This window comes from Phaeobacter sp. JH20_37 (genome assembly GCF_048056015.1).
GTDB classification, from domain to species: domain Bacteria; phylum Pseudomonadota; class Alphaproteobacteria; order Rhodobacterales; family Rhodobacteraceae; genus Phaeobacter; species Phaeobacter bryozoorum.
Genome location: NZ_JAYMWW010000017.1, coordinates 44,284 through 66,711, shown reverse-complemented (window position 1 = coordinate 66,711; position 22,428 = coordinate 44,284). Strand labels below are relative to the sequence as shown.

27 protein-coding genes are annotated in these 22,428 nt (G+C 63.0%); 21 read left to right on the top strand and 6 right to left on the bottom strand.

Going from position 1 to position 22,428, the window contains the following annotated elements; genetic code table 11:
* Positions 1-166: 166 nt before the first annotated feature.
* From VWZ87_RS15575 to VWZ87_RS15550, 6 genes are all read left to right on the top strand, one after another.
* On the top strand, positions 167-1,897 hold the full coding sequence (locus VWZ87_RS15575) for a type I secretion system permease/ATPase (RefSeq protein ID WP_416535282.1): 1,731 nt from the start codon (positions 167-169) through the stop codon (positions 1,895-1,897).
* A complete protein-coding gene (locus VWZ87_RS15570) occupies positions 1,894-3,210 on the top strand; it encodes an HlyD family type I secretion periplasmic adaptor subunit (protein ID WP_416535281.1) in 1,317 nt (438 codons plus the stop codon). Before VWZ87_RS15575 ends, VWZ87_RS15570 begins: the two co-directional genes overlap by 4 nt.
* A gap of 125 nt (positions 3,211-3,335) precedes the next feature.
* Positions 3,336-3,794 (top strand): RidA family protein, encoded by a 459-nt coding sequence (locus tag VWZ87_RS15565; RefSeq protein ID WP_416535280.1) that lies wholly within the window; start codon positions 3,336-3,338, stop codon positions 3,792-3,794.
* Positions 3,791-4,564 (top strand): glycerophosphodiester phosphodiesterase family protein, encoded by a 774-nt coding sequence (locus VWZ87_RS15560; RefSeq protein WP_416535279.1) that lies wholly within the window; start codon positions 3,791-3,793, stop codon positions 4,562-4,564. The genes VWZ87_RS15565 and VWZ87_RS15560 overlap by 4 nt, the downstream gene beginning before the upstream one ends.
* 46 nt (positions 4,565-4,610) lie before the next feature.
* Positions 4,611-5,798 carry a GNAT family N-acetyltransferase gene (locus tag VWZ87_RS15555; protein ID WP_416535278.1) on the top strand — a complete coding sequence of 396 codons (1,188 nt, stop codon included), beginning with the start codon at positions 4,611-4,613 and terminating at the stop codon, positions 5,796-5,798.
* Complete coding sequence (locus VWZ87_RS15550; protein ID WP_416535277.1) at positions 5,795-6,088, top strand: 4a-hydroxytetrahydrobiopterin dehydratase; 294 nt, start codon at positions 5,795-5,797, stop codon at positions 6,086-6,088. Before VWZ87_RS15555 ends, VWZ87_RS15550 begins: the two co-directional genes overlap by 4 nt.
* A 100-nt stretch (positions 6,089-6,188) precedes the next feature.
* Here VWZ87_RS15550 and VWZ87_RS15545 read toward each other — a convergent pair whose 3' ends face one another.
* On the bottom strand, positions 6,189-6,677 hold the full coding sequence (locus tag VWZ87_RS15545) for a peroxiredoxin (protein WP_340546790.1): 489 nt from the start codon (positions 6,675-6,677) through the stop codon (positions 6,189-6,191).
* A 123-nt stretch (positions 6,678-6,800) separates the two neighbouring features.
* On the opposite strand from VWZ87_RS15545, the gene VWZ87_RS15540 reads away from it, so the two are divergent.
* The 4 genes from VWZ87_RS15540 to VWZ87_RS15525 all read left to right on the top strand — a co-directional run bounded on the left by VWZ87_RS15540 (position 6,801) and on the right by VWZ87_RS15525 (position 9,768).
* Positions 6,801-8,012 carry an NAD(P)/FAD-dependent oxidoreductase gene (locus VWZ87_RS15540; protein ID WP_416535276.1) on the top strand — a complete coding sequence of 404 codons (1,212 nt, stop codon included), beginning with the start codon at positions 6,801-6,803 and terminating at the stop codon, positions 8,010-8,012.
* On the top strand, positions 8,009-8,563 hold the full coding sequence (gene rsmD / locus VWZ87_RS15535) for a 16S rRNA (guanine(966)-N(2))-methyltransferase RsmD (RefSeq protein ID WP_416535275.1): 555 nt from the start codon (positions 8,009-8,011) through the stop codon (positions 8,561-8,563). The genes VWZ87_RS15540 and rsmD overlap by 4 nt, the downstream gene beginning before the upstream one ends.
* A gap of 24 nt (positions 8,564-8,587) precedes the next feature.
* Positions 8,588-9,256, top strand: coding sequence for an HAD family hydrolase (locus tag VWZ87_RS15530; RefSeq protein WP_416535274.1), 669 nt, complete (start codon positions 8,588-8,590; stop codon positions 9,254-9,256).
* A 185-nt stretch (positions 9,257-9,441) separates the two neighbouring features.
* Positions 9,442-9,768 carry a hypothetical protein gene (locus VWZ87_RS15525; RefSeq protein WP_040181163.1) on the top strand — a complete coding sequence of 109 codons (327 nt, stop codon included), beginning with the start codon at positions 9,442-9,444 and terminating at the stop codon, positions 9,766-9,768.
* Positions 9,769-9,851: 83 nt separating this feature from the next.
* Here VWZ87_RS15525 and map read toward each other — a convergent pair whose 3' ends face one another.
* Positions 9,852-10,661 (bottom strand): type I methionyl aminopeptidase, encoded by an 810-nt coding sequence (map, locus tag VWZ87_RS15520; RefSeq protein ID WP_340546794.1) that lies wholly within the window; start codon positions 10,659-10,661, stop codon positions 9,852-9,854.
* Between the two features lie 157 nt (positions 10,662-10,818).
* On the opposite strand from map, the gene VWZ87_RS15515 reads away from it, so the two are divergent.
* A complete protein-coding gene (locus VWZ87_RS15515; protein WP_416535273.1) occupies positions 10,819-11,745 on the top strand; it encodes a mechanosensitive ion channel family protein in 927 nt (308 codons plus the stop codon).
* A 17-nt stretch (positions 11,746-11,762) separates the two neighbouring features.
* Here VWZ87_RS15515 and sfsA read toward each other — a convergent pair whose 3' ends face one another.
* A complete protein-coding gene (sfsA, locus tag VWZ87_RS15510) occupies positions 11,763-12,470 on the bottom strand; it encodes a DNA/RNA nuclease SfsA (RefSeq protein ID WP_416535272.1) in 708 nt (235 codons plus the stop codon).
* Positions 12,471-12,520: 50 nt separating this feature from the next.
* On the opposite strand from sfsA, the gene VWZ87_RS15505 reads away from it, so the two are divergent.
* From VWZ87_RS15505 to VWZ87_RS15490, 4 genes are read left to right on the top strand one after another with little or no spacing between them, the layout of a single operon-like run.
* A complete protein-coding gene (locus VWZ87_RS15505; protein WP_416596891.1) occupies positions 12,521-13,258 on the top strand; it encodes a competence/damage-inducible protein A in 738 nt (245 codons plus the stop codon).
* The gene (locus tag VWZ87_RS15500; protein ID WP_416535271.1) at positions 13,255-13,998 is read left to right on the top strand and encodes a GNAT family N-acetyltransferase; all 744 of its coding nucleotides are present in this window, start codon (positions 13,255-13,257) and stop codon (positions 13,996-13,998) included. Before VWZ87_RS15505 ends, VWZ87_RS15500 begins: the two co-directional genes overlap by 4 nt.
* A 3-nt stretch (positions 13,999-14,001) precedes the next feature.
* A complete protein-coding gene (locus VWZ87_RS15495; RefSeq protein WP_416535270.1) occupies positions 14,002-14,577 on the top strand; it encodes a peroxidase-related enzyme in 576 nt (191 codons plus the stop codon).
* The gene (locus VWZ87_RS15490; protein ID WP_416535269.1) at positions 14,574-15,554 is read left to right on the top strand and encodes an OmpA family protein; all 981 of its coding nucleotides are present in this window, start codon (positions 14,574-14,576) and stop codon (positions 15,552-15,554) included. Before VWZ87_RS15495 ends, VWZ87_RS15490 begins: the two co-directional genes overlap by 4 nt.
* Before the next feature lie 123 nt (positions 15,555-15,677).
* Here VWZ87_RS15490 and VWZ87_RS15485 read toward each other — a convergent pair whose 3' ends face one another.
* Positions 15,678-16,583, bottom strand: a complete 906-nt coding sequence (locus VWZ87_RS15485) for a LysR family transcriptional regulator (protein WP_340546801.1) — start codon at positions 16,581-16,583, stop codon at positions 15,678-15,680.
* A 198-nt stretch (positions 16,584-16,781) separates the two neighbouring features.
* Here VWZ87_RS15485 and VWZ87_RS15480 point away from each other — a divergent pair, with 198 nt between their 5' ends.
* From VWZ87_RS15480 to VWZ87_RS15465, 4 genes are all read left to right on the top strand, one after another.
* Positions 16,782-17,249, top strand: a complete 468-nt coding sequence (locus VWZ87_RS15480) for a DUF4399 domain-containing protein (protein WP_416535268.1) — start codon at positions 16,782-16,784, stop codon at positions 17,247-17,249.
* 98 nt (positions 17,250-17,347) lie between these two features.
* Entirely contained in the window at positions 17,348-17,671 is a 324-nt protein-coding gene (locus tag VWZ87_RS15475; RefSeq protein WP_416535267.1) for an NIPSNAP family protein, read from the top strand.
* A complete protein-coding gene (locus VWZ87_RS15470; protein WP_416535266.1) occupies positions 17,668-18,024 on the top strand; it encodes an antibiotic biosynthesis monooxygenase family protein in 357 nt (118 codons plus the stop codon). Before VWZ87_RS15475 ends, VWZ87_RS15470 begins: the two co-directional genes overlap by 4 nt.
* Positions 18,021-18,419 carry a hypothetical protein gene (locus tag VWZ87_RS15465; protein WP_416535265.1) on the top strand — a complete coding sequence of 133 codons (399 nt, stop codon included), beginning with the start codon at positions 18,021-18,023 and terminating at the stop codon, positions 18,417-18,419. Before VWZ87_RS15470 ends, VWZ87_RS15465 begins: the two co-directional genes overlap by 4 nt.
* Positions 18,420-18,489: 70 nt before the next feature.
* Here VWZ87_RS15465 and VWZ87_RS15460 read toward each other — a convergent pair whose 3' ends face one another.
* Both VWZ87_RS15460 and VWZ87_RS15455 read right to left on the bottom strand, forming a co-directional pair.
* Positions 18,490-19,041 (bottom strand): type 1 glutamine amidotransferase domain-containing protein, encoded by a 552-nt coding sequence (locus VWZ87_RS15460; RefSeq protein ID WP_416535264.1) that lies wholly within the window; start codon positions 19,039-19,041, stop codon positions 18,490-18,492.
* A 160-nt stretch (positions 19,042-19,201) separates the two neighbouring features.
* A complete protein-coding gene (locus tag VWZ87_RS15455) occupies positions 19,202-21,229 on the bottom strand; it encodes an FAD-dependent oxidoreductase (protein ID WP_416535263.1) in 2,028 nt (675 codons plus the stop codon).
* 158 nt (positions 21,230-21,387) lie between these two features.
* Here VWZ87_RS15455 and VWZ87_RS15450 point away from each other — a divergent pair, with 158 nt between their 5' ends.
* Both VWZ87_RS15450 and VWZ87_RS15445 read left to right on the top strand, forming a co-directional pair.
* The gene (locus VWZ87_RS15450; protein ID WP_340546806.1) at positions 21,388-21,870 is read left to right on the top strand and encodes an RNA pyrophosphohydrolase; all 483 of its coding nucleotides are present in this window, start codon (positions 21,388-21,390) and stop codon (positions 21,868-21,870) included.
* A 38-nt stretch (positions 21,871-21,908) separates the two neighbouring features.
* Positions 21,909-22,412, top strand: a complete 504-nt coding sequence (locus tag VWZ87_RS15445) for a hypothetical protein (protein WP_416535262.1) — start codon at positions 21,909-21,911, stop codon at positions 22,410-22,412.
* Positions 22,413-22,428: the final 16 nt, after the last annotated feature.

The following is a 22,428-nucleotide window of genomic DNA, read 5'->3' as shown; positions in this document are numbered from 1 at the left end:
TGTCTGCTGTGGGCGCGTTGGACCCACTTAGGGTGTTTCTCAGCTCTGCCTAGTCAGAGACTGGGCTTGTTTACACAGTTGTGGCAGATTTGGAACATATGTGGTCCGGTTTTCTGCGCGCGTGGCTGATACATAGGGCATATTGACAGGGAATTGCAGACCTCTCATGACGAAAACTACTAATAAATCCGGCTTCGATGAGCTGCGGGCGCATCGTCGCCGCAGTCGTGGTCTCTATTGGTCGGTCGGTATCTTCAGCTTCTTCGTGAATATGCTGATGCTGACGGGACCGCTATACATGATGCAGGTCTATGACCGGGTGCTGGGCAGCCGGTCGGTGGCGACGCTGATCGCGCTGTCACTGCTGGTGGTGTTTCTCTACGGCACCATGGGTATTCTGGACTATGCGCGCGGTCGCATTCTGTCGCGGGCCGGGGCGCGGTTTCAGGCCGGGCTGGACCAGCGCGTGTTTGATGCCATGATCCGCCGTTCCGCGGTGGCTCAGGATCCGGTGGCGCAGACCGGTCTCAGCGATCTGGAATCGGTGCAACGTCTGATCGCCTCGCCGGTGCTCGGTGCCGCATTCGATCTGCCCTGGACGCCGATCTTCCTGTTTGGCATCGCTCTGTTCCACCCCTGGCTCGGGCTGCTGGCGCTTGGTGGTGGTGCGGTTCTCATCGCCATCGCGGTGCTGAACCAGTTCCTGTCGCGCCGCCCGCAGATGCAGGCGGGCATTTCCGGCCACCGGGCCAATCTGATGTCCGAGGAAATCCGCACCGAAGCGGAGATGATCCAGTCTATGGGTATGCGCCGCGCCGCGTTTCAGCGCTGGAAAGCGGGCCGCGATGCCGCACTGGTGGACAGTGTCGCCGCCAGCGACGTTGGCGGCGGCTTCACCACATTGACCAAAACCCTGCGCCTGTTCCTGCAATCGGCGATGCTGGGTCTGGGCGCCTATCTGGTGCTGCAGAACGAGGTGACCGCCGGCGCGATGATCGCAGGCTCGATCCTGATGGGCCGGGCGCTGGCGCCTATCGAACTGGCGCTTGGTCAATGGGCGATGGTGCAGCGCGCGCTGAAGGGCTGGCGCAATCTCGCCGAGCTGCTGGAGAAAGTCCCGGAAGAGCCGCAGCGCACCGAATTGCCCAAACCCTCCGCCAATCTCGAAGTACAGGCGCTGGCGGTGGTGCCGCCGGGGGACAGCCGCCCGCAGCTGCGCAATGTCAGCTTCCGGGTGCAGCCGGGTCAGGCCATCGGCGTGATCGGCCCCTCAGGCTCCGGCAAATCCACCCTCGCGCGGGCACTGACCGGCGCCTGGCGCCCGGCGGCGGGCACGGTGCGGCTGGATGGCGCCTCGCTGGAGCAATACGCCCCCGAGGTGCTGGGCCAGAACATCGGCTACCTGCCGCAGCGCGTGCAGCTGTTCGAGGGCACCATTGCCCAGAACATCGCCCGGCTGTCGTCCAACCCGGATTCCGAAAAAGTCGTCGCCGCCGCGAAAAAGGCCGCGGCCCATGATATGATCGTGCATCTGCCCGATGGCTATGACACCCGGATCACGGCTGGGGGCGGGCGGCTCTCCGGCGGTCAGATGCAGCGTGTCGCCCTGGCGCGCGCGCTTTATGACGATCCGGTGATCGTCATTCTGGATGAGCCGAATTCGAACCTCGACAACGACGGGTCGGTGGCGCTCAACCGGGCGATCAAACAGCTCAAGGCCGATGGCAGATCGGTGCTGATCATGGCCCATCGCCCGGCGGCCATTCAGGAATGTGACCTTTTGCTGGTCATTGATCAGGGGATCCAGACCGCCTTTGGCCCCAAGGACAAGGTCCTGCGGGAAATGGTTTCGAACCACCAGAGCATTCAACAGGCAGCGCCAGGAGGTGTGCGATGAACCAGACCGATACCGGGGCCACATCCTGGTCCGCCCGCCGTCCGCTGCTGATCGGCCTGTTCGGCGTTGTGATCCTGCTCGGGGGCTTTGGCACCTGGTCGGTTGCCACCTCCATCGCCGGTGCCATCGTGGCCTCGGGCCGGATTGAGGTCGACCGCAACCGGCAGGTTGTGCAGCACCTCGACGGCGGCATCGTGCAGGACATTCTGGTGGAAGAGGGCGACACCGTGGCCGAGGGCGCGGTGCTGCTGCGGCTGGATGCCAAGGAGCTGCACTCGCAATTGGTCATCACCGAAGGTCAGCTGTTTGAACTGATGGCACGCCGCGCGCGCCTTGATGCCGAGCGGGACAGCGCCGAGACGGTTGAGTTCGACGCCGAGCTCTCCGAACTGGCCGAAACCCGGCCAGAGGTGGCCGACCTGATGCAGGGCCAGCTCCGCCTGTTTCAGGCGCGCAAGGATTCAGTGGCGCGCGAAATCGACCAGCTGGAAAAACGACGCTCGCAGATACAGGATCAGATCAAAGGCGTTCTGGCGCAGCAGGCCTCGCGCCGCACCCAGCTCGAGCTGATCGAGGAGGAGCTGGCAAACCAGCAGTCGCTGCTGGATCGCGGGCTGGCGCAGGCCGGCACGGTTCTGAACCTGCGCCGGACCGAGGCCGACCTGCAAGGTTCGCTGGGCGAGCTGATTGCCACCGAGGCCCAGGCCGAGGGGCGCATCACCGAAATCGACATCGAAATCCTCAAACTGGGCACCCAGCAGCGCGAGCAGGCCATCACCCGGCTGCGCGATCTTCGCTATCAGGAGCTGGAACTGGCCGAGACCCGCCGCGCGCTGAAGGAACGTCTGGCGCGGCTCGATATCACTGCACCGGTCTCCGGCATCGTCTATGGTCTGCAGGTCCATACGCCGCGCTCGGTGATCCGGGCGGCGGAGCCGGTGCTTTATCTGGTGCCGCAGGACAGGCCGCTGGTGATTGCCGCGCAGGTGGCCCCCACCGATGTCGATCAGATCTATGTCGGTCAGCCGGTAACCCTGCGCTTCCCGGCTCTGGATCAACGCCTGACGCCGGAACTTTTCGGCACGGTGAAACAGGTCTCTGCCGATGCGTTTGAGGATCAGGCGAGCAAGCTCTCCTACTACCGCACCGAGATCGAACTGGATCCGGGCCAGCTGGAAACCCTGCCCGAGGGCACGGTGCTGATCCCCGGTATGCCGGTCGAAGGATACATCCGCACCGCCGAGCGCACGCCGCTGGCCTATCTCGTGAAACCCCTTGCCGACTACTTCGTCAAAGCCTTCAGGGAAAGCTGACGGGGCCGAGCAGCGCGAAGCCGCGGACACGTCGCAAAACCGCCCCACCCGGGGCGGTTTTTTGCTTTCCGCCCTGCCGCTTCCCGGTTAGCGTTCCGCAAAACCTGATGCAAAGGACTGCACCCATGGATATCGAAGCCAAACTCAAAGAACTGGGCATTCAGCTGCCGAGCGCACCGGCCCCGGCTGCCAATTACGTCCCCTATGTCGTGGTCGGCGATATGGTCTACATCTCCGGCCAGATCTCGGCCGGCCCCGAAGGGCTGATCACCGGCAAACTGGGCGCCGACATGGATGTGGCCGCAGGTCAGAAAGCCGCCCGCCAATGTGCCATCGCGCTGCTGGCGCAGCTGAAAGCCGCCTGTGATGGCGATCTCAATCGCCTGAAGCGCGTCGTCAAACTCGGCGCTTTTGTGAATTCCACCGACAGTTTCACCGACCAGCCGCAGGTGGTGAACGGCGCTTCCGATCTGATGGTCGAAGTGCTGGGCGATGTCGGCCGTCATGCCCGTGCCGCCGTCAGCTCGCCTTCGCTGCCGCTGGGGGTCGCTGTGGAAATCGACGGCGTGTTCCAGATCTCATGAGAGCTGACCTGCCTGCCGCACTCCTGCGCCAGCCCATAACCCATCGCGCGCTGCATGATGTACGCGATGGCCGCCCGGAAAACAGCCGCGCCGCCATCCGCGCCGCGATCGAGGCTGGCTATGGTATCGAAATGGATTTGCAGCTGTCCTCGGACGGCTGCGCCATGGTGTTTCACGATTACGCCCTGGACCGGCTGGCCGAAGGCACCGGTCTGGTGGCGGATCAGACCCGCGATCAGCTGCGCGCGATCCCGCTCAAGGGCGGCGACGGTGAATGTATCCCCGATCTGGCAGAGATCCTTGATCTGGTGGCAGGCCGCGCGCCGCTGCTGATCGAGCTGAAGGATCAGGACGGCGATATGGGCCCCAACATCGGCGCGCTGGAGGCAGACACCCTGCGCCAGTTGCAGGGCTACAAGGGCGATGTCGCCCTGATGTCCTTCAACCCGCATTCCGTGGCAGAGCTGGCACGGCTGGCGCCCGAGGTGCCGCGCGGACTGACCACCAGCGCCTATGATCCGGTCAGCTGGCGCGAATTGAGCACGCCGACCTGCGACCACCTGCGCGCGATCCCCGATTTCGACCGCGTCGAAGCCAGTTTCATCAGTCACGAGGTGCAGGACCTCGGCCGGGATCGCGTCACGCAGCTGCGTGATCAGGGTGTGCCGATCCTGTGCTGGACGGTGACCTCTGCCGCGATGGAAACCGAGGCACGCAAAATTGCGCATAATGTCACCTTCGAGCGCTATCTTTCTGATATTCCGGGTTGAACCCGTCCGCGACGGACACAGATACTGTCTGTCGCGGAGGCATTGAATGGAACAGGCGCAGATCGAAATCGAAGTGCTGGCTGCGCTGTCGCAGCTGGAGGCTGCGGAATGGGACGCCTGCGCCTGTCCCGAGGCCGCTGATGGCGGCCCACCGCTCGACCCCTTTACCACCTACCGGTTCCTGTCCGCGCTGGAGGATAGCGGGTCGGTGGGGCGGGGCACCGGCTGGCAGCCGCAGTATCTGACCGCGCGGCGCGACGGCCTGCTGATTGCCTGCGCCCCTATGTATGTGAAATCCCACAGCCAGGGCGAATATATCTTCGACCACAACTGGGCCCATGCCTATGAACGCGCAGGCGGGCATTACTATCCCAAACTTCAGATCGCGGCCCCCTTTACCCCCGCGACAGGCCGCCGCTTTCTGGTCAGGCCCGGGTATGAAGGCGTGGGCCAGTCCGCGCTGGTACAGGGCGCCGTGCAGCTTGCCGCCAATAACCGCGTCTCCTCGCTGCATGTCACCTTCTGCACCGAGGATGAGGCCGCCATGGGCGCCGAAATGGGTCTGATGGCGCGGGTCACCCAGCAGTTTCACTGGCTGAACGACGGCTACCGCAGCTATGACGATTTCCTCGCCGCGCTAGCGTCGCGCAAACGCAAGACCATCCGCAAGGAACGCGCTCAGGCGCAGGGCTTCGGCGGCGAGATCCGCTGTTACCACGGCAGCGATCTGCGCCGCGAACACTGGGATGCCTTCTGGACCTTCTATCAGGACACCGGCGCGCGCAAATGGGGCTCGCCCTATCTCAGCCGCGCGTTCTTTGACATCGCCCATGACACCATGGCCGACGATATGCTGCTGATTCTTGCCGAACGCGACGGGATACCGGTGGCCGGTGCACTGAATTTCCTAGGCCGTGAGACGCTTTACGGTCGCTACTGGGGGTGCACCGAACACCACCCCTGTCTGCACTTCGAACTGTGCTACTATCAGGCTATTGAACACGCGATTGCGCGTGGCCTGACGGCCGTCGAAGCAGGCGCGCAGGGCGAACATAAACTGGCGCGCGGCTATCTGCCCCGGCAGACCCACAGCCTGCATTGGGTGGGCGATCCCGGCTTTGCCGATGCAATTGCCCGTTATCTGGACGCCGAACGCGGCGCCATCGAGGAAGAGATCGAGATCCTGACGGACTACGGTCCGTTCCGCAAACCCCATGTGGAGGAGCAACAATGACCGAGAAACTTTCTGAAGCCACCCGTGGCCCGCTGCTGGACCCGCTGTTCAGCGCCGGATGGGAGGTGGTCGAGGGCCGCGACGCCATCACCAAGACCTTTAAATTCGCCAGCTTCGTCGATGCCTTTGGCTGGATGACGCGGGCTGCAATCTGGGCCGAAAAATGGAACCACCACCCGGAATGGAGCAATGTCTACAATACCGTTACAGTGACCCTGACCACCCATGACGTCGGCGGTATCAGCGCGCTGGACGCCAAGCTGGCGCGCAAGATGGAGAGCCTTGTCTGACAGGCGCCGTCTTCATCCCCGGTAGAATGACAAGAGAGGCACGGGTATCCGCGCCTCTCTTGGTGCTTCTGGTGTCCCGATCTTGGTCTGGGGCAGGGGCTCAGCCCATCGCCTCCAGCAGGGCCTCGCCTGCCGACAGCTCACATTTGCCGGGCGAATCCTCGGCATTCATGATCTCGACCTTGCCGTCGCGGGCCAGCATCGCATAGCGCAGAGAGCGCCCGACCAGCCCCGCCGCAGGCGCGTCCAGCCGCATCCCGATCGCATCGGTAAAGCCGCATTCGGCATCCGACAGCATGGTGATCCCCGCTGCACCGGCACCGGTCGCCTCTGACCAGGCCTGCATCACAAAGGGATCGTTGCCCGCAATGCAGATGATTTCATCCACGCCCTTGGCCGCCAGCGCCTCGGCGTTGCGCACGAAACTGGGCACATGGGCGGAATGGCAGGTCGGCGTAAACGCACCCGGCACCGCAAAGATCGCCACCGTGCGCCCCTTTGTCAGATCGCTGATCGCGACCTGCTCCGGCCCGTCCTTGCCCATCCGCGTCAATGTTGCCTCCGGCAGGCTGTCCCCTTGTGAAATCATGCTGTGTTCCTCTCCGTGCTGATTGTGTTTTATGTTCCCCCACATATAGGGTTCGGCAACAGCCTGACCAGCACGCAAACTGGCAATGGCATTTCCGAAAGACAGCAGAAGGCACAATAGCAAATGACCCATTTTGTCGTGATCGGGGCAGGCCAGGCGGGGGCCTCGCTGGTGGCGCAGCTGCGCAAGCAGGGTTTTGACGGAGAGATTACGCTGATTGGCAGCGAACCCGTTGTGCCCTATCAGCGCCCGCCTCTGTCAAAGGCCTATCTCCTGGGGGAGATGGAGATGGACCGCCTGTTCCTGCGGCCCGAGAGTTTTTATGCCGAGGCCAATATCACCCTGAAACTTGGTCAGCAGGTGCAGGCCATCGACCCGGCGGCGAAAACCGTGACGCTGGCGGATGAGGTGCTGCACTACGATCAGCTGGCGCTCACCACCGGCTCCACCCCCCGCCGCCTGCCTGCGGCCATCGGCGGCGATCTGGGCGGGGTCTACGTCCTACGCGATCTGGCGGATGTGGATGCCATGGCCCCGGCGGTCACGGATGGCGCGCGCACGCTTATCGTCGGCGGTGGCTACATCGGGCTGGAGGCCGCAGCGGTCTGCGCCAAACGCGGGGTTGCCGTGACGCTGGTCGAGATGGCGGAGCGCATCCTGCAACGGGTCGCAGCTCCCGAAACCTCGGATTATTTCCGCGCGCTTCACACGGGCCACGGTGTTGATCTGCGCGAAGGCGTGGGTCTTGTGCGGCTGGAAGGTGAGGGCGGCGCCGTCAAACGCGCCGTGCTCAGCGATGGCAGTACGGTCGAGGTGGACTTCGTCATTGTCGGCGTCGGCATCACCCCGGCCACCGATCTGGCAGAGGCGGCAGGCCTCGCGCTGGAGAATGGCATCCGGGTGGATGAACAGGGCCGCACCTCGGATCCGTCGATCTGGGCGGCGGGCGATTGTGCGTCCTTCCCCTATCGCGGCAGCCGCATCCGGCTGGAAAGTGTGCCCAACGCCATTGACCAGGCCGAAGTCGCCGCCCGCAATATGCTCGGCGCGAATGAAACCTATGTGGCCAAACCCTGGTTCTGGTCCGATCAATACGACATCAAACTGCAGATCGCGGGCCTCAACACAGGCTACGACAACGTGGTCACCCGCACTGGCAGCGATGGCACCATGTCGTTCTGGTACTATACCGGCGATCAGCTGGTGGCGGTGGACGCAATGAATGATCCGCGCGCCTATATGGTTGCCAAACGTCTGATCGAGGCCGGGCGTACCGCTGACAAATCCGTCGTGGCGGACGCTGACGCGGATCTGAAGCCGCTGCTGCGCACATGAGGATCATCGCCGGCGAGTTTCGTGGCCGCGCGCTCACCAGCCTGGGCAAGGGCGACGCGGGCGCGCATCTGCGCCCCACCACCGACCGTGTGCGCGAAAGCCTGTTCAACGTGCTGGGCCATATCGTCGATTTCGACGGCGCGCGGGTGCTGGATCTGTTTGCAGGCACAGGTGCCCTGGGGCTTGAGGCGCTGTCGCGCGGCGCGGCCGAGGCCGTGTTTGTGGATGATGGCCGGGTGTCGCAGGGGCTGATCACCAAGAACATCGACCTGCTGCGCATCAAGGACCGCGCCCGCCTCATCCGCCGTGATGTCACCCGCCTGCCGGTCAATGACGCTGCGCCTTACGATGTGGTCTTTCTCGATCCGCCTTACGGCAAGTCGCTGGGGCAAAAGGCGCTGGCGGCGGTGACAAAAGGCGGCTGGCTGGCCGAGGAGGCGCTGGTCGTCTGGGAAGAAAGCAGCCCCATGCAGCCCCCCGAAGGATTCACTCTGCACGACAGCCGCAAATACGGGGACACCCATGTCTCCCTTCTGTGGCGCGAGAGCTGAGCATCAGCCAAAAAGGACAGCACCATGCCGATTACATATCCCACGCCGAAACTGGTGATTTTTGATTGCGACGGTGTGCTGGTCGATAGTGAAACACTTAGCAATCAGGTGCTGGTCGACAATCTCGGACGGTATGGTCTGCAACTGTCGCTGGCGGAGTGCATGGACCTCTTTGTTGGTGGCACCATGGCGGATGTCCGAACCAAGGCCATCGCGCGCGGTGCGGATCTGCCCGAGAACTGGGTGGCGCAGGTCTATGATGAAACCTACGCAAGGCTGCGGCAGGGTGTGGATCTGGTGCCGGGTATCCCGGATCTGCTGGCGCTGTTACAAGCCCGCGGCATCGCCTTCTGCGTCGCCTCCAACGGCAGCGAGGAAAAGATGCGGATCACCCTTGGTCAGAACGGCCTCTGGGACCTGTTCCATCCCCATGCCATGTTCTCGGCCCAGACGCTGAAGACCGGCAAACCCGATCCCGATCTGTTTCTTGCGGCGGCCTGTCATTTCGACGTGCAGGCGCGCGACTGTCTGGTGATCGAAGACAGCGAAAACGGCGCCCTCGCCGCCGCCCGCGCCGGGATGCGCTGCCTTGGCTTTGACCCGCAGGGCAACGCCAGCCGCCTGACCCGCCACAACGCCGAACATATCACCGCCATGTCAGAGGTTCCGCGCCTGATTGGACATATTCCCTAAAGACACCCTCAGGTAGAGTGCGACATTTTCACAGCAATCTATACGCTTTGTTCAGCGAAAACCCCACGATCCAACCGCAGGATTTACACCGTTCGATGCAGGCAATATTCGGCCTGTGAAACGGACGATCAATCGTTTCGTTCAGCACTTCATTTCAGATGCTCAAAATTGACGTAGGACACAATATGAAATTCAATCTCCGTATTGGCCTGGCGCTCGCCAGCGCCTTGGCCCTGTCGGCCTGCGTGTCGCCTGATGTTGTCACCAAAACGCAGGTGGGGGATGCCAAGCTGACCTGCACCGAAATCGCGGTGCAGCTGAACCAGCTGGAAGAGATCCGCAAAGAAGCCAAGAAGGGCAAGAGCATGTCCGGCGAGAATATCGCCGCCGCGCTGTTGTTCTGGCCGGCTGTTATCGGCAACCATTCCAACGCCAAGCAGGCGCTAGAAGCCGCGAACGAGCGTCACGAGGTTCTGGTAGCCTTGGCAGAGCGCAAACGCTGCAAGCTCTGATACCGGTACGGGGCAACCCGTATCGCAGAACGACAAAGGGGCGCGCCACAAGGCACGCCCCTTTTTTGGTAAATGATACGGCATCAGCCGTAGGTCGGGTGAAACTTCCCGCCGGGCGACAGGGTAAAGATCTCGGCCCCATCAGCCGTAACGCCAACCGAATGCTCGAACTGCGCGGACAGCGATTTATCGCGGGTAACAGCGGTCCATTCATCCGCCAGGATCTTGGTTTCCGGTCGGCCAAGGTTCACCATCGGTTCAATGGTGAAGAACATGCCTTCCTCCAGCACCGGGCCGGTGCCCGGGCGGCCATAATGCAGCACATTGGGCGGCGCGTGGAACACCTGACCCAGACCATGGCCGCAGAAATCCCGCACCACGCTCATGCGCTGCGCTTCTACATAGGATTGGATCGCATGGCCAATGTCGCCAAAGGTGTTGCCGGGTTTCACCGCCTCGATCCCCTTCATCAGGGAGTCATGGGTCACCTGGATCAGCCGCTCGGTTTTGCGCGACAGCTTGCCTGCCACATACATCCGGCTGGTGTCGCCGAACCAGCCATCGACGATGACGGTGACGTCGATATTCAGGATATCGCCATCCTTCAGCTTCTTGTCGCCGGGAATCCCGTGACAGACCACATGGTTCACGCTGATGCAGCTGGCGTGCTGATAGCCCTTGTAGCCGATGGTGGCCGAGGTCGCGCCTGCGTCCTCCACCATCTGGGTGATCAGCCGGTCCAGCTCGCCGGTGGTCTGACCGGGGACGACATGGGCAGCGATATCGTCAAGGATCCGTGCCGCCAGCGCCCCGGCAGCGTGCATTCCGGCAAAATCGCCGGGCTCATAAATGCGAATGCCGTCTTTGGTGGTGCGGCCGTCTTTCGATCTCATCAGATGAGGCTCCATCGGGTGTCTTTGACATAGCTATCTACGCGCTCCGCGCCAAAAGGGCCAGAGCCGGCACCACCGCCTGCCGGGAACTTTTTGCCACCCGGATGCGTTCCCCTCCCTGACGAATTGCAATCGCACCACGGAGGGACCCGCAGCCATGGACAGTATGAATGCCCTGATGCAGACCGAAATCTACAACGGAAAAGCGCTGGCCGATCTGATCACGCTGGAATTTCTGGCTCAGGCCATGGGCAGCGTGCTCGCCGCCATGCTGATCCTGATGGCTGGCTTCATCGTCGCGGGCTGGGTCAAACGACGGATCGTTCAGATCGGCGACAGCCATGCCAGCCTTGATGTGACGCTGTTCCACTTCCTCGGCAATCTGGCACGCTATGTGATCCTTGCCTTTGCGGTGCTCTTTGTTCTCAACACCTTCGGGGTCCAGACCACCTCGATCATCGCGGCCATCGGTGCCGCAGGTCTGGCCATCGGTCTGGCCATGCAGGGCGCGCTGTCCAATGTGGCAGCTGGCATCATGCTGATCCTGTTCCGCCCGTTCAAACTGGGTGATTTCATCGAAGTGGACGGCGAAATGGGCACGGTCAAGGAAATCACCCTGAACAACACGGTGATCGCCGACCTGTCGAACCTCAAGGTGATCATCCCCAACTCCGAAGTCTGGGGCAACACGATCACCAATTACTCCGAATATGACACCCGCCGCGCGGAATGGACCTTCGGCGTCGGCTACGGGGCCAACCTTGCCACCGCCGAGCAGGTCATCCGCGACGCCATCATGTCCGACAGCCGCTCGCACGCAGAGCCGGAACCCTTCATCCAGGTCAATAATCTCAACAGCAGCTCGGTGGATTTCCTGGTCCGTGTCTGGGTCGATGCGGTGGAATATTTTCAGTATCAGGCGGATATGAAACGCCGGGTGAAGGAAGCACTGGATGCGGCCGGAATCGATATTCCCTTCCCGACCCGGACGCTGGTGCAGGCCAGCCCCGACAGCTCGGACAGCTCGGACAGTGCCGAGCAGAGCAAAAGTGGCGCCACCGACACGCAGAGCGAAGCAGCCTGACAGGCGACCCGCAGCGCTCAGCCCGCGCCTGCGCCAATCGCGCCCGCAATTGCAACACCCTCCGGGGTGATGCGGGTGGCGATCACCAGCCGCTCCACCCCCGCAGCCGCCGCCGCATCCCAGGCGGCGGCATAGGTCGGGTCAATATCGCGGGCAATCTCAAACCGCTCACAATCACCGCGCTGCACCAGATAGAGCAGCACCGCCCGGTGACCGGACCGGCACATGTCGGCCAGGTTGCCCAGATGCTTGGCCCCGCGCGCGGTTACGCTGTCGGGGAACTCCGCCAGACCGGGCTGGCGTGACAGCGTCACGCTTTTGACCTCAACATAGCAATCGGGCAGGCCGGGCTGGCTCAGCAGGAAATCAATGCGGCTCTTCTCGGCATATTTCACCTCGGCCCGGACCGTTTCATAGGCCGACAGCGCTGCGATCTGGCGCGCCTCCAGCGCCGATTTCAGCGCGCGGTTCGGCACCGATGTATCCACACCCACCAGGGTGCCACCGGCAACCTCGACCAGCCGCCAGCCGTATTTCAGCTTCTTCTTCGGATTGTCATTCGGCTCCAGCCAGACCGTGCTGCCCGGGTCCGCCAGCCCCATCATCGAGCCGGGATTGGCACAATGCGCGGTTATTTCGCGCCCATCCGGCAACTGGCAGTCCGCCAGAAACCTCTTGTAGCGTCGGATCAGCGTGGCGGGCAGCAGAGGGGTTTGAAAGCGCATGTGACAGGGCCTATACCTGCGCTATCATTGGTTCAAGAGGAGGAGCGCAGATGGCCACCCCAACCGGCGCTATGCCAACCGCAGCGATGCTTGTCATCGGTGACGAGATTCTGTCCGGGCGCACCCGCGATGCCAATATGTATTACCTCGCCGGCGAGCTGAGCAAACATGGCATCGACCTGCAGGAAGTGCGCGTCGTCAGCGACAATGAGGCCGCGATCATCGCCGCCGTCAGGGCGCTCTCGGATGGTTTTGACCATGTCTTTACCAGCGGCGGTATCGGCCCCACCCATGACGACATCACCGCCGATTGCATCAGCAAGGCCTTTGATGTGCATCTGGACGTGCGCGAGGATGCGCGCGCGCTGTTGCAGGTCCATTACGACAAATCCGGGCAGGAGCTGAACGCCGCCCGCCTGCGCATGGCCCGGATCCCCGATGGCGCCACGCTGATTGAAAACCCGGTCTCCACCGCGCCCGGTTTCACCCTGCGCAACGTGCATGTGATGGCCGGGGTGCCCAGCGTGTTTCAGGCCATGGTCGCCTCGGTCCTGCCGACGCTCACCGGCGGTGCGCCGCTCTTGTCGCAGACCCTGCGAGTGCAGCGGGGCGAGGGCGACATTGCCCCTATCCTGACCGCCATTGCCGAGGCCTATGATGACCTCTCGATCGGCTGTTACCCGTTCCAGCAGAATGGTGCCTTTGGCGCCAATGTGGTGGTGCGCGGTGCCGATGGCGCGCGGGTGGATGCGGCGATTACCGCGCTGGCGCGGGATCTTGATCTTTGACTGCCACGCCGTCGCTGACCGACCCGAAATACTATGACGTCACCGACCACACCTGGCCTGCCGCCGAGGTCCGCCAGCTGGGTCCGGTCACCCTGCGCCGGGGCGATGGCGGCGGCAGCCGGGTCTCCGCAGCAACCGTCATCACAGGCCACGCAAGCGAGGCAGAAATCACCGCCGCCGAACTGGCGATGTCGGAGATGGGGCAGGATCATCTGTTCATGATCCGCGACGGTCAGGACGCCCTTGATGCGCAGCTCGCTGCGCGGGGCTATGTGATCAAGGATCCGGTGGTGCTCTGGACCTGTCCTGTCGAACAGCTCTGCCATGTTGAAATCCCGCCCGTGACCGCCTTCTGTGTGTGGGAGCCTCTGGCCATTCAGCATGAGATCTGGGCCGCAGGCGGCATCGGTCCTGAGCGCTTTGCGGTCATGCAGCGCACGGCGGGGGCCAAGACCTCGCTGCTGGGCCGGTGTGATGATTCTCCGGGCGGCACCGGCTTTGTGGCGATCCACGATGGCACCGCCATGGTCCACGCGCTGGAAATCCTGTTACATCAGCGGCGCAAGGGCATGGGCGTTTGGCTGATGCACCGCGCTGCGCAATGGGCCGCCGATCAGGGTGCGCGCGAACTGGCGGTTCTCTGCACCGAGGCCAACGCCGGGGCAAACGGTCTATATGCCTCACTTGGCATGCTGCGCGCCGGGCGTTACCACTATCGGCACAACCCAAAGGGAGTGTAACCAATGACCCGCGACACCGACGCACCCACAGCACTTGATCTGCCGATGGTGGACCCGCTTCCGCCCGAGACACAGAAGTATTTCGACATCTGCCAGGAGAAGCTGGGCATGGTGCCCAACGTGTTGCGCGCCAATGCGTTCGACATCGACAAGCTCAATGCCTTTACCGGGATGTATAACGACCTGATGCTGGCGGACAGCGGCCTGTCAAAGCTGGAGCGCGAGATGATCGCGGTGGTGGTCTCCGCCATCAACAGCTGTTTCTACTGCCTCGCAGCCCATGGCGCTGCGGTGCGTCAGCTGTCGGGCGATCCCAAGCTGGGCGAGATGCTGGTGATGAACTACCGGGTTGCTCCGTTGGAGCCCCGCCAGCGCGCCATGCTGGATTTCGCGGCCAAGGCGACCAAGGCCAGCGCCGAGATCGAAGAGGCCGACCGCCAGACCCTGCGCGACCACGGCTTCAGCGACCGCGATATCTGGGATATCGCCAATGTCACCGGCTTCTTTAACATGTCCAATCGGGTTGCCAGTGCCACCGGCATGATCCCCAACGACGCCTATCACGCGCAGCACCGGTGATCCGTCGCGCTGTCCTTGCCGCCCGGCGGCTGACGCCTGCGGTGGCGGGGCTGCTCTGTGCGGCGCTGCCGTCCCTTGTGGCAGCCCAGGGCATCGAGCTGCCGCCCGGTGCGCGCCAGCTGGCCGAACGGCCAACCGCCCTTGGCAGCTACGCGGTACCGCTAGGTGCGGCCAGCGACGACGGCGTGCCCGAACGCCAGGTTGAAGGTCAGATTCTGCGCCGCAGCTGGCGAATTTCCGGCGATTCCACGGTTTTGCAGGTGCTGGCGCCATTGCGCGCGCAGCTGGTCGATGCCGGCTATGACCTGCTGTTTCAATGTCCGGCGCGCAGCTGCGGCGGCTTTGATTTCCGCTTTGATATCGAGGTGATCCCGGCGCCGGATATGACGGTGGATGTCAGCAACTTCAGCTTCCTCTCTGCCGAACATCTCGACGGGCGGATCGTCACCCTGCTGGTTTCCCGCTCCGGCAATGCAACCTTTGTGCAGATGATCGAAGTCCGCCCCGCGGAAACCGCCAGCGCGGCACCGCGCGACGACACCGCCACCACCGCCAGCCAGCCAGAGGAGGCGCCGATCGTGGCACCGCCGCTGGTGGGCGCGGCAGAGCTGATCGAGCGCCTGCGCCGCAATGGGCGCGCGGTTCTGGCAGATCTCGAATTTGAAACCGGCGCGGTGGCGCTGGGGGCCAAACCCTATGCCAGTCTGGCGGCGCTGGCAGAGTTCCTCAGCCAGAACCCCGACTATTCCGTGCTCTTGGTGGGCCATACCGATACCGTCGGCAGTCTTAGCCAGAATATCGCGCTCTCCGAACGGCGCGCCGATGCGGTGCGGACCCGTCTGCTGGAGGAGGGCGATCTGGAGCCTGGTCGCGTGTCGGTGGCAGGTGCGGGCTTCATGGCGCCGCTGACCAGCAACCTCAGCCCCGAGGGGCGCGAGGCCAACCGCCGGGTCGAGGTGGTTCTGATCGCCCGCTGACAGGACGCTGACAGGACGCCCACAGGAAACCCGCAGATCTCCCATGGCCACCGCCCAGAGGCCTGGAACGGGAAAACCCGGCACAATGGCCGGGTCCTCTCCAGTTTCAACGGGGCGCGCGGCTCACCAGGTGATGCCATCCTTATCGGCAAAGGCCTCAGCGAGAAAGTCGATGAACGCCCGCACCTTGGGCTGGGTAAAGCGGCCAGGAGGGTAGACCGCATAGATGCCTTGGGTTTCCATCGGCAGCGAGGGCATGACGTCCTCGACCAGCCCCTCGGCCATGGCATCTGAGTAGAGATAGCTTGGCAGATAGGCGATCCCGAGGCCTGAAATGGCCGCATTCAGCAGCGACTGCCCGTCATTCACCGACAGCCAGCCAGAGGTCCGCACCTGCCGTTTTTCGCCCGACGGCGCGGTGATCTTCCACATGCTGCCGCTGGACTGGTTCGAATAATGCAGCAGCTTGTGCATGTTGAGATCGTCGATCTTCTGTGGACGACCGAATTTCTCCAAATAGGCGGGGGAGGCGATCATCCGCTTGGTGGTTTCGGTCAGCTTGCGCGCCCGCAGAGAGCTGTCTTCCAGCTCGCCGATCCGCAGCGCCATATCAAACCCTTCGGAGATCAGCTCCACATAGCGGTTGTTCAGCACCATGTTGACGGTGATATCGGGATAGTCGCGCAGGAAGTCCGACAGCACCGGCGACAGGTGATTGACGCCGAAATCCGTCGCCACTGAAATCCGCAGCAGCCCCGATGGCGCCGATTGCATGGAGGTGACCAGCGCATCCGCCTCACCGGCATCATTCAGGACACGGCGGGCGCGGTCATAGTAGGCCAGCCCAATTTCGGTGGGCGAGACCCGCCGCGTGGTCCGGTTCAGCAGCCGCGCGCCCAGACGGGCCTCAAGGCTTGAGACATGTTTGGACACCGCCGATTTGGAGATCCCCATCTTCTTTGCCGCATCGGTGAATCCGCCCTGGTCCACCACATTGGCAAAGGCCTCCATTTCGGTCAGTCGGTCCATAGCACTCGCGTCCTTGTTTACCCGTGTTGCCTCAAATGTCGCGGGCAAATCGGGCAAGAACGGGGCGAGGATGGGATAATTGCAGGGTTATTCACCCATAGTTTACCAGCTGGAAACACCTGCGGCTCGGCCCGAAGATCGCAATAGCAGTCAAAGCCACTATGTTGAGAAGGGCTTACATCAATGGGAGGACAACTTATGACTGCGATCATCAGATCCACGATAAGAACCACGCTGGCGGCCCTCGTCGCCTGTGCCCTGCCGGTTTCCGCGGCCCTGGCCGGCGGCGAAACCCCGTCGCCGGAGGGGGCGGAGGTCTACTTCGTGATGCCCAGGGATGGCGATACCGTCTCATCCCCGGTCACCGTGGTCTTTGGCCTGCGCGGCATGGGGGTGGCCCCGGCGGGCACCGAAAAGGAAAACACCGGTCACCATCACCTCCTGGTCGACCGCCCGCCGCTGGGCGAGGGCGAGGATGGCGCGGATGAGCTGTCCTACGGTCTGCCATCGGATGAAAACCACATCCATTTTGGCGGCGGCCAGACCGAAACCACGCTGGATCTGGCACCGGGCGAACATACGCTGCAACTGGTGATGGGCGATTACGGCCATGTGCCGCATTCCACCCCGGTGGTATCGCAGGTGATCACCATCACGGTCGAATAGGCGAGGCAACGGGCGGCGATACTTCGGCGCAGGGCGAAGCATCGCCGTCAGGCCGACTGCTAGATCAGGGGCGTATTTCTCAACGAAGGACGCCCCATATGCTCACCTGTGTCATCCGCTACCATATCGACCCCACCAAACGTGAGGATTTCGCCACCTACGCCCGCAACTGGGGGCAGGCGATCCCCTGCTGCGGCGCCGATCTGATCGGCTATTATGCCCCGCATGAAGGCTCATCAACGCTGGCCTATGGCATCTATGATGTGGCAAACCTTGCTGAATACGAAGCCTACCGCGCGCGCCTCGCAGCCGACCCGCTGGGCCGCGAAAACTACGCCTTCGCCCAGGAGCGCCGCTTCATCCTGCGCGAGGATCGCACCTGGCTGAAAAAAGTTTCCGACCCAGAAGGATCCACAGGATGATCGCAGTCATATTCGAGGTTGAAATCAAGGATGGCGCCAAGGACCGCTATCTTGAGATCGCAGCCAGTCTGAAGCCGCTCCTGGAGCAGATCGAAGGCTTCATCTCCGTCGAACGGTTCCAGAGCCTCACCACGCCGGGCAAACTCCTGTCGCTGTCCTTCTGGGAGAGCGAGGACGCCGTGGCCAACTGGCGCCAGCTCAGCGCTCACCGCGCGGGGCAGAAAGAGGGCAGGGACCATGTGTTCAGGGATTACCGCCTGCGGGTGGCAGGCGTGCTGCGCGACTACGGCATGGAGCGGCGCGACGAAGCCCCCGCCGATGCCCGCGCGGCCCACGACCCTGTTGCCACGTGAAACACGAGGGACGCACGCTACACCTCTGGGGCTTTGCCGTGATCGGTATGGCCCTCTTCACCTCTCTTGTTGGGGCGGAAGAGGCGCGAATACCCGGCGCGGCGATCCTGTCGCCCCGAGATGGCGATATCGTCGCGTCGCCCATCACAGTTGGTATCCGCGTACCCGCAAAGGGCGCATATCACCTCTATGTCTATGGCGACCCTGTCGGTTCTGATGGGTTGCCCATGGGCGACATCCGCCTGACATTGGATGTGCCAACAGGGGTCCACGAACTCGACGTGCGCCAGATGGGCGCCGCCGTCAGCGGTCAGGCTATCACCGTGCTTGTTGACCGGATCACCTTGCCGGACGACAAGAACTGCCTCGCCTGTGGCGGTTTGCGCCGCCCTTGATCGTTACGTCAAAGACCCCGGTTGCGAACCGGGGCCGTTGTGGAAATAGACACATTAACCGGTCGCAGCTTCAGCGCGGGTGGCGGCCTTCTTCGATCTCTTCCACGATCTTGCCGACAAATGCCTTCAGATCATCGGGGTTGCGGCTGGTCACGATTCCGTTGTCCGCGACGACCTCCGCATCCTGCCAATCGGCCCCCGCATTGATCATGTCGGTCTTGATCGACTGAAACGAGGTCATGGTGCGGCCCTTGACCAGACCGGCCTCGATCAGCAGCCAGGGCGCATGGCAGATTGCGGCGACAACCTTGCCCTGATCGTAGAAACCGTTGATCAGCTCGATCACATCGTCATTGATGCGCAGCAGATCCGGGTTGATCTGACCGCCGGGCAGGACCAGGGCGTCGTACTCCTCGACACGGACCGCCTCCAGCGCCAGATCCGCCTTGGCCTCACGGCCCCAGTCATCGCCTTCCCAGCCCTTGATCGCCTTGCCATCGAGGCTGGCGACAGAGACCTCAGCGCCCTTGACCCGCAGCTGATCGCGCGGGAATTCCAGTTCGGACTGCTCGAACCCATGGGTGGCAATCATCAGGATCTTGGCGTCGGTGATACGGGGCATGAAACTCTCCTGTCTGTCGTGGCGGTAATCGCGCCACCGGGGCGGCGCCGTTCACAGACAAAACGCCACTGGGCGCCGGAGGTTCCACAACCGCAAACGACCCCCGCCACCACAGGCGGCGAGGGTCGCAAGATTTACACAGCGGCGAGACGGTGCCGTATCAGAGGCTGGCCGCCAGCCGTGTGCCCTGATTGATGGCCCGTTTGGCGTCCAGTTCGGCCGCAAGATCGGCGCCGCCGATCACGTGGCAGGATGTGCCTTGTGCCGCCAGCGCATCCGCCAGCGACCGCTCCGACAGCTGGCCAGAGCACAGCACGACGGTATCCGCCGCGATCACGGTTGGATTCTCGCGCGCCTCGCCAAAGCTGACATGCAGCCCGTCGTCGTCGATCTTCTCATAGTTCACGCCGCCGACGAAATTCACATCCTTCATCTTCAGCGTGGCGCGGTGGATCCAGCCGGTCGTCTTGCCCAGCCGCTTGCCGTGGCGCTCCGCCTTGCGCTGCAACAGCGTCACCTCGCGGGCCGGGGCCTCGGGCTGCGGGCCTTCGGGGGCCAGACCGGCGCGATGCTCGGCCGGGTCCGCAACGCCCCATTCCTTCATCCACAGGGGCAGGTTCTCCGTGGCGCTTTCACCTTCGTGCAGCAGGAATTCCGACACATCAAAGCCGATGCCGCCTGCGCCGATCACCGCCACCCGCTTGCCCACCTTGGCCTTGTGGCGCAGCACGTCGATGTAATCGACCACATTGTCCCGGTCCTGACCGGGGATCTGCGGATCGCGCGGCACCACGCCGGTGGCAATCACCACCTCGTCAAAGCCCTTGAGATCGCCCGCCGACACCTCGCGGTTCAGCTCCAGCGTCACATCGCTCTGGGCCAGCATGGAGCGATACCAATCGACCAGCCCCCAGAATTCTTCCTTGCCCGGCACCTGCTTGGCCATGTTCAGCTGGCCGCCGATCTCGCTTGCGCGATCAAACAGCGTCACCTTGTGGCCACGTTCCGAGGCCGCCAGCGCGGTGGACAGACCCGCAGGACCCGCGCCGACAATGGCGACGGTCTTCACGCTCTCCGCAGGCGTCAGCACCAGTTCGGTCTCGTGGCAGGCGCGCGGATTCACCAGGCAGGAGGTCAGCTTGCCGCTGAACGTATGGTCCAGACAGGCCTGATTGCAGGCGATGCAGGGTGCGATCTGATCGGCCTTGCCCTCCGCCGCCTTGGCGACAAAATCCGCATCCGCCAGCATTGGCCGCGCCATCGACACCATATCGGCGCAGCCCTCGGACAGCACCTGCTCGGCGACCTCCGGCGTGTTGATCCGGTTCGATGTGATCACCGGAATGCCAACCTTGCCCATCAGCTTTTTGGTGACCCAGGCAAAGGCCGCGCGGGGAACAGATGTGGCAATCGTCGGAATACGCGCTTCATGCCAGCCAATACCGGTGTTCAGGATGGTGGCACCGGCCTTCTCGATCTCCTGCGCCAGTTCGACCACCTCGTCATAGGTGGAGCCATTGGGAACAAGGTCGATCATCGACAGGCGGTAGATGATGATGAAATCCGTCCCCACCGCCTCACGGGTGCGGCGCACCACCTCGATCGGCAGGCGCATCCGGTTCTCATAGGACCCGCCCCAGCGGTCCTCGCGCTTGTTGGTATGGGTGACGAGGAACTGGTTCAGGAAATAGCCCTCCGACCCCATGATCTCAACGCCATCATAGCCCGCCTGCTGTGCCAGCACGGCGGCATTCACGATGTCGGAGATCTGCTTCTCGATACCCTCTTCATCCAGCTCCTGCGGCGGGAAGGGCGAGATCGGCGATTTTATCGGGCTGGGCGCCACGCATTTCGGACCATAGGCATAACGCCCGGCATGCAGGATCTGCATCGCGATCTTGCCCCCGGCCTCATGCACGCGGTTTGTGACGATGCTGTGGTTGGCCACATCCTGCTCGCTCGCCATCATCGCCGCCCCCGGCAGAACCGATCCTTCAAGGTTCGGACCAATGCCACCGGTGACCATCAGCGCCACGCCACCGCGCGCCCGGTCGGCATAGAATTCGGCCACCCGGTTCCAGTCCTTGGTTTCCTCAAGCCCGGTGTGCATGGATCCCATCAGCACGCGGTTTTTCAACGTGGTAAAGCCGAGATCCAGCGGCGCCAACATTTTCGGGTACGCAGTCATGACACTCTCCCTGGTAGTTCTCTGATAAGTCTTTGGTCTTCGTTTGCGCGAAAATGGCCCGGCCTGAAAGGGATTGTCACTTTGGACGCGGCGTCAACCTCTTGCACGACGCTGGGGCACAGGTGCACAAGGGGTACATCCAACCAAGGAGAGACTGGATGACCCCCGAAGATATCGCAACCCTGCCGTACCGGCCCAATGTCGGCGTGATGCTGGTCAATGCAGCGGGTGAGGTCTGGGTCGGCCAGCGCATGGACCGGCACAAGGACGCCTGGCAGATGCCCCAGGGTGGTATCGACGCAGACGAAGATCCCAGGCTGGCGGCGCTGCGCGAACTGGAGGAAGAAACCGGCGTCACCGCCGATCTGGTCGAGATCATCGCCGAAAGCAACGGCTGGCTGCCCTATGATCTGCCCGCCGAGGTGGTGCCGCATTTCTGGGGCGGCAAATATCGCGGGCAGGAACAGAAATGGTATCTGATGCGCTTTCTCGGGCGCGACGATCAGATCAATATCGCCACCGACCACCCGGAATTCTCCGCCTGGTGCTGGCAGCCGGTCGATCAGCTGGTCGGCAAGATCGTGCCATTCAAACGCGAGGTCTACGAACGGGTTATTCAGGAGTTTCAGGACCATCTATGATGGTTCGGACTGTCCCCCGTCTGACAAAGGATGTCCTGATGTCGCCGCTTCGCACGCTTTTTCTGCCTGTTGCCCTCCTGTCTGCGCTGGCCGGTCCCGCATCCGCCCTCAGCTGCCTGCCTTGGGGACCGTCGGACGCCTATCTGGAGGCGGTGAAATCCGACAAAAACTACGTCGTGGTCGAGGGTAAGCTCAGCTTTGATGAAACCGCCCTGCCGAAACCGCCGCAGGACAATCCCAATGATGCGCCGCCGCGCAGCCTGATCCCCGCGCGGATCAACGGTAAGGCGATGACCCCGGACGGCTTTTCAAAAGACGTCGATCTGGACATCACGCTGGAACTCCTCTGCTTTGGGCCGTGGTGTGCTGGCGCTGCGGATGGCGTGGACTATCTGGCATTTCTGGAGCAGCGCGCAGGCGATTACGTGCTGCGCATGGATCCCTGTGGCGGCTTTGGCTTCGGGGGCACCGATGGTGCCGCCCGAGAGGAGGTGCTGGCCTGCCACGCGGGCACATCCTGCACCCCTTGGTCTGAACGCTAACCCGGACCCGGTTTGG

Excerpts from the sequence above, each read along its gene's own strand:
- VWZ87_RS15575 (WP_416535282.1), top strand. The coding sequence starts at position 167 with ATGACGAAAACTACTAATAAATCCGGCTTCGATGAGCTGCGGGCGCAT.
- VWZ87_RS15570 (WP_416535281.1), top strand. The coding sequence starts at position 1,894 with ATGAACCAGACCGATACCGGGGCCACATCCTGGTCCGCCCGCCGTCCG.
- VWZ87_RS15565 (WP_416535280.1), top strand. The coding sequence starts at position 3,336 with ATGGATATCGAAGCCAAACTCAAAGAACTGGGCATTCAGCTGCCGAGC.
- VWZ87_RS15560 (WP_416535279.1), top strand. The coding sequence starts at position 3,791 with ATGAGAGCTGACCTGCCTGCCGCACTCCTGCGCCAGCCCATAACCCAT.
- VWZ87_RS15555 (WP_416535278.1), top strand. The coding sequence starts at position 4,611 with ATGGAACAGGCGCAGATCGAAATCGAAGTGCTGGCTGCGCTGTCGCAG.
- VWZ87_RS15550 (WP_416535277.1), top strand. The coding sequence starts at position 5,795 with ATGACCGAGAAACTTTCTGAAGCCACCCGTGGCCCGCTGCTGGACCCG.
- VWZ87_RS15545 (WP_340546790.1), bottom strand. The coding sequence starts at position 6,677 with ATGATTTCACAAGGGGACAGCCTGCCGGAGGCAACATTGACGCGGATG.
- VWZ87_RS15540 (WP_416535276.1), top strand. The coding sequence starts at position 6,801 with ATGACCCATTTTGTCGTGATCGGGGCAGGCCAGGCGGGGGCCTCGCTG.
- rsmD (WP_416535275.1), top strand. The coding sequence starts at position 8,009 with ATGAGGATCATCGCCGGCGAGTTTCGTGGCCGCGCGCTCACCAGCCTG.
- VWZ87_RS15530 (WP_416535274.1), top strand. The coding sequence starts at position 8,588 with ATGCCGATTACATATCCCACGCCGAAACTGGTGATTTTTGATTGCGAC.
- VWZ87_RS15525 (WP_040181163.1), top strand. The coding sequence starts at position 9,442 with ATGAAATTCAATCTCCGTATTGGCCTGGCGCTCGCCAGCGCCTTGGCC.
- map (WP_340546794.1), bottom strand. The coding sequence starts at position 10,661 with ATGAGATCGAAAGACGGCCGCACCACCAAAGACGGCATTCGCATTTAT.
- VWZ87_RS15515 (WP_416535273.1), top strand. The coding sequence starts at position 10,819 with ATGGACAGTATGAATGCCCTGATGCAGACCGAAATCTACAACGGAAAA.
- sfsA (WP_416535272.1), bottom strand. The coding sequence starts at position 12,470 with ATGCGCTTTCAAACCCCTCTGCTGCCCGCCACGCTGATCCGACGCTAC.
- VWZ87_RS15505 (WP_416596891.1), top strand. The coding sequence starts at position 12,521 with ATGGCCACCCCAACCGGCGCTATGCCAACCGCAGCGATGCTTGTCATC.
- VWZ87_RS15495 (WP_416535270.1), top strand. The coding sequence starts at position 14,002 with ATGACCCGCGACACCGACGCACCCACAGCACTTGATCTGCCGATGGTG.
- VWZ87_RS15485 (WP_340546801.1), bottom strand. The coding sequence starts at position 16,583 with ATGGACCGACTGACCGAAATGGAGGCCTTTGCCAATGTGGTGGACCAG.
- VWZ87_RS15480 (WP_416535268.1), top strand. The coding sequence starts at position 16,782 with ATGACTGCGATCATCAGATCCACGATAAGAACCACGCTGGCGGCCCTC.
- VWZ87_RS15475 (WP_416535267.1), top strand. The coding sequence starts at position 17,348 with ATGCTCACCTGTGTCATCCGCTACCATATCGACCCCACCAAACGTGAG.
- VWZ87_RS15470 (WP_416535266.1), top strand. The coding sequence starts at position 17,668 with ATGATCGCAGTCATATTCGAGGTTGAAATCAAGGATGGCGCCAAGGAC.
- VWZ87_RS15460 (WP_416535264.1), bottom strand. The coding sequence starts at position 19,041 with ATGCCCCGTATCACCGACGCCAAGATCCTGATGATTGCCACCCATGGG.
- VWZ87_RS15455 (WP_416535263.1), bottom strand. The coding sequence starts at position 21,229 with ATGACTGCGTACCCGAAAATGTTGGCGCCGCTGGATCTCGGCTTTACC.
- VWZ87_RS15450 (WP_340546806.1), top strand. The coding sequence starts at position 21,388 with ATGACCCCCGAAGATATCGCAACCCTGCCGTACCGGCCCAATGTCGGC.
- VWZ87_RS15445 (WP_416535262.1), top strand. The coding sequence starts at position 21,909 with ATGTCGCCGCTTCGCACGCTTTTTCTGCCTGTTGCCCTCCTGTCTGCG.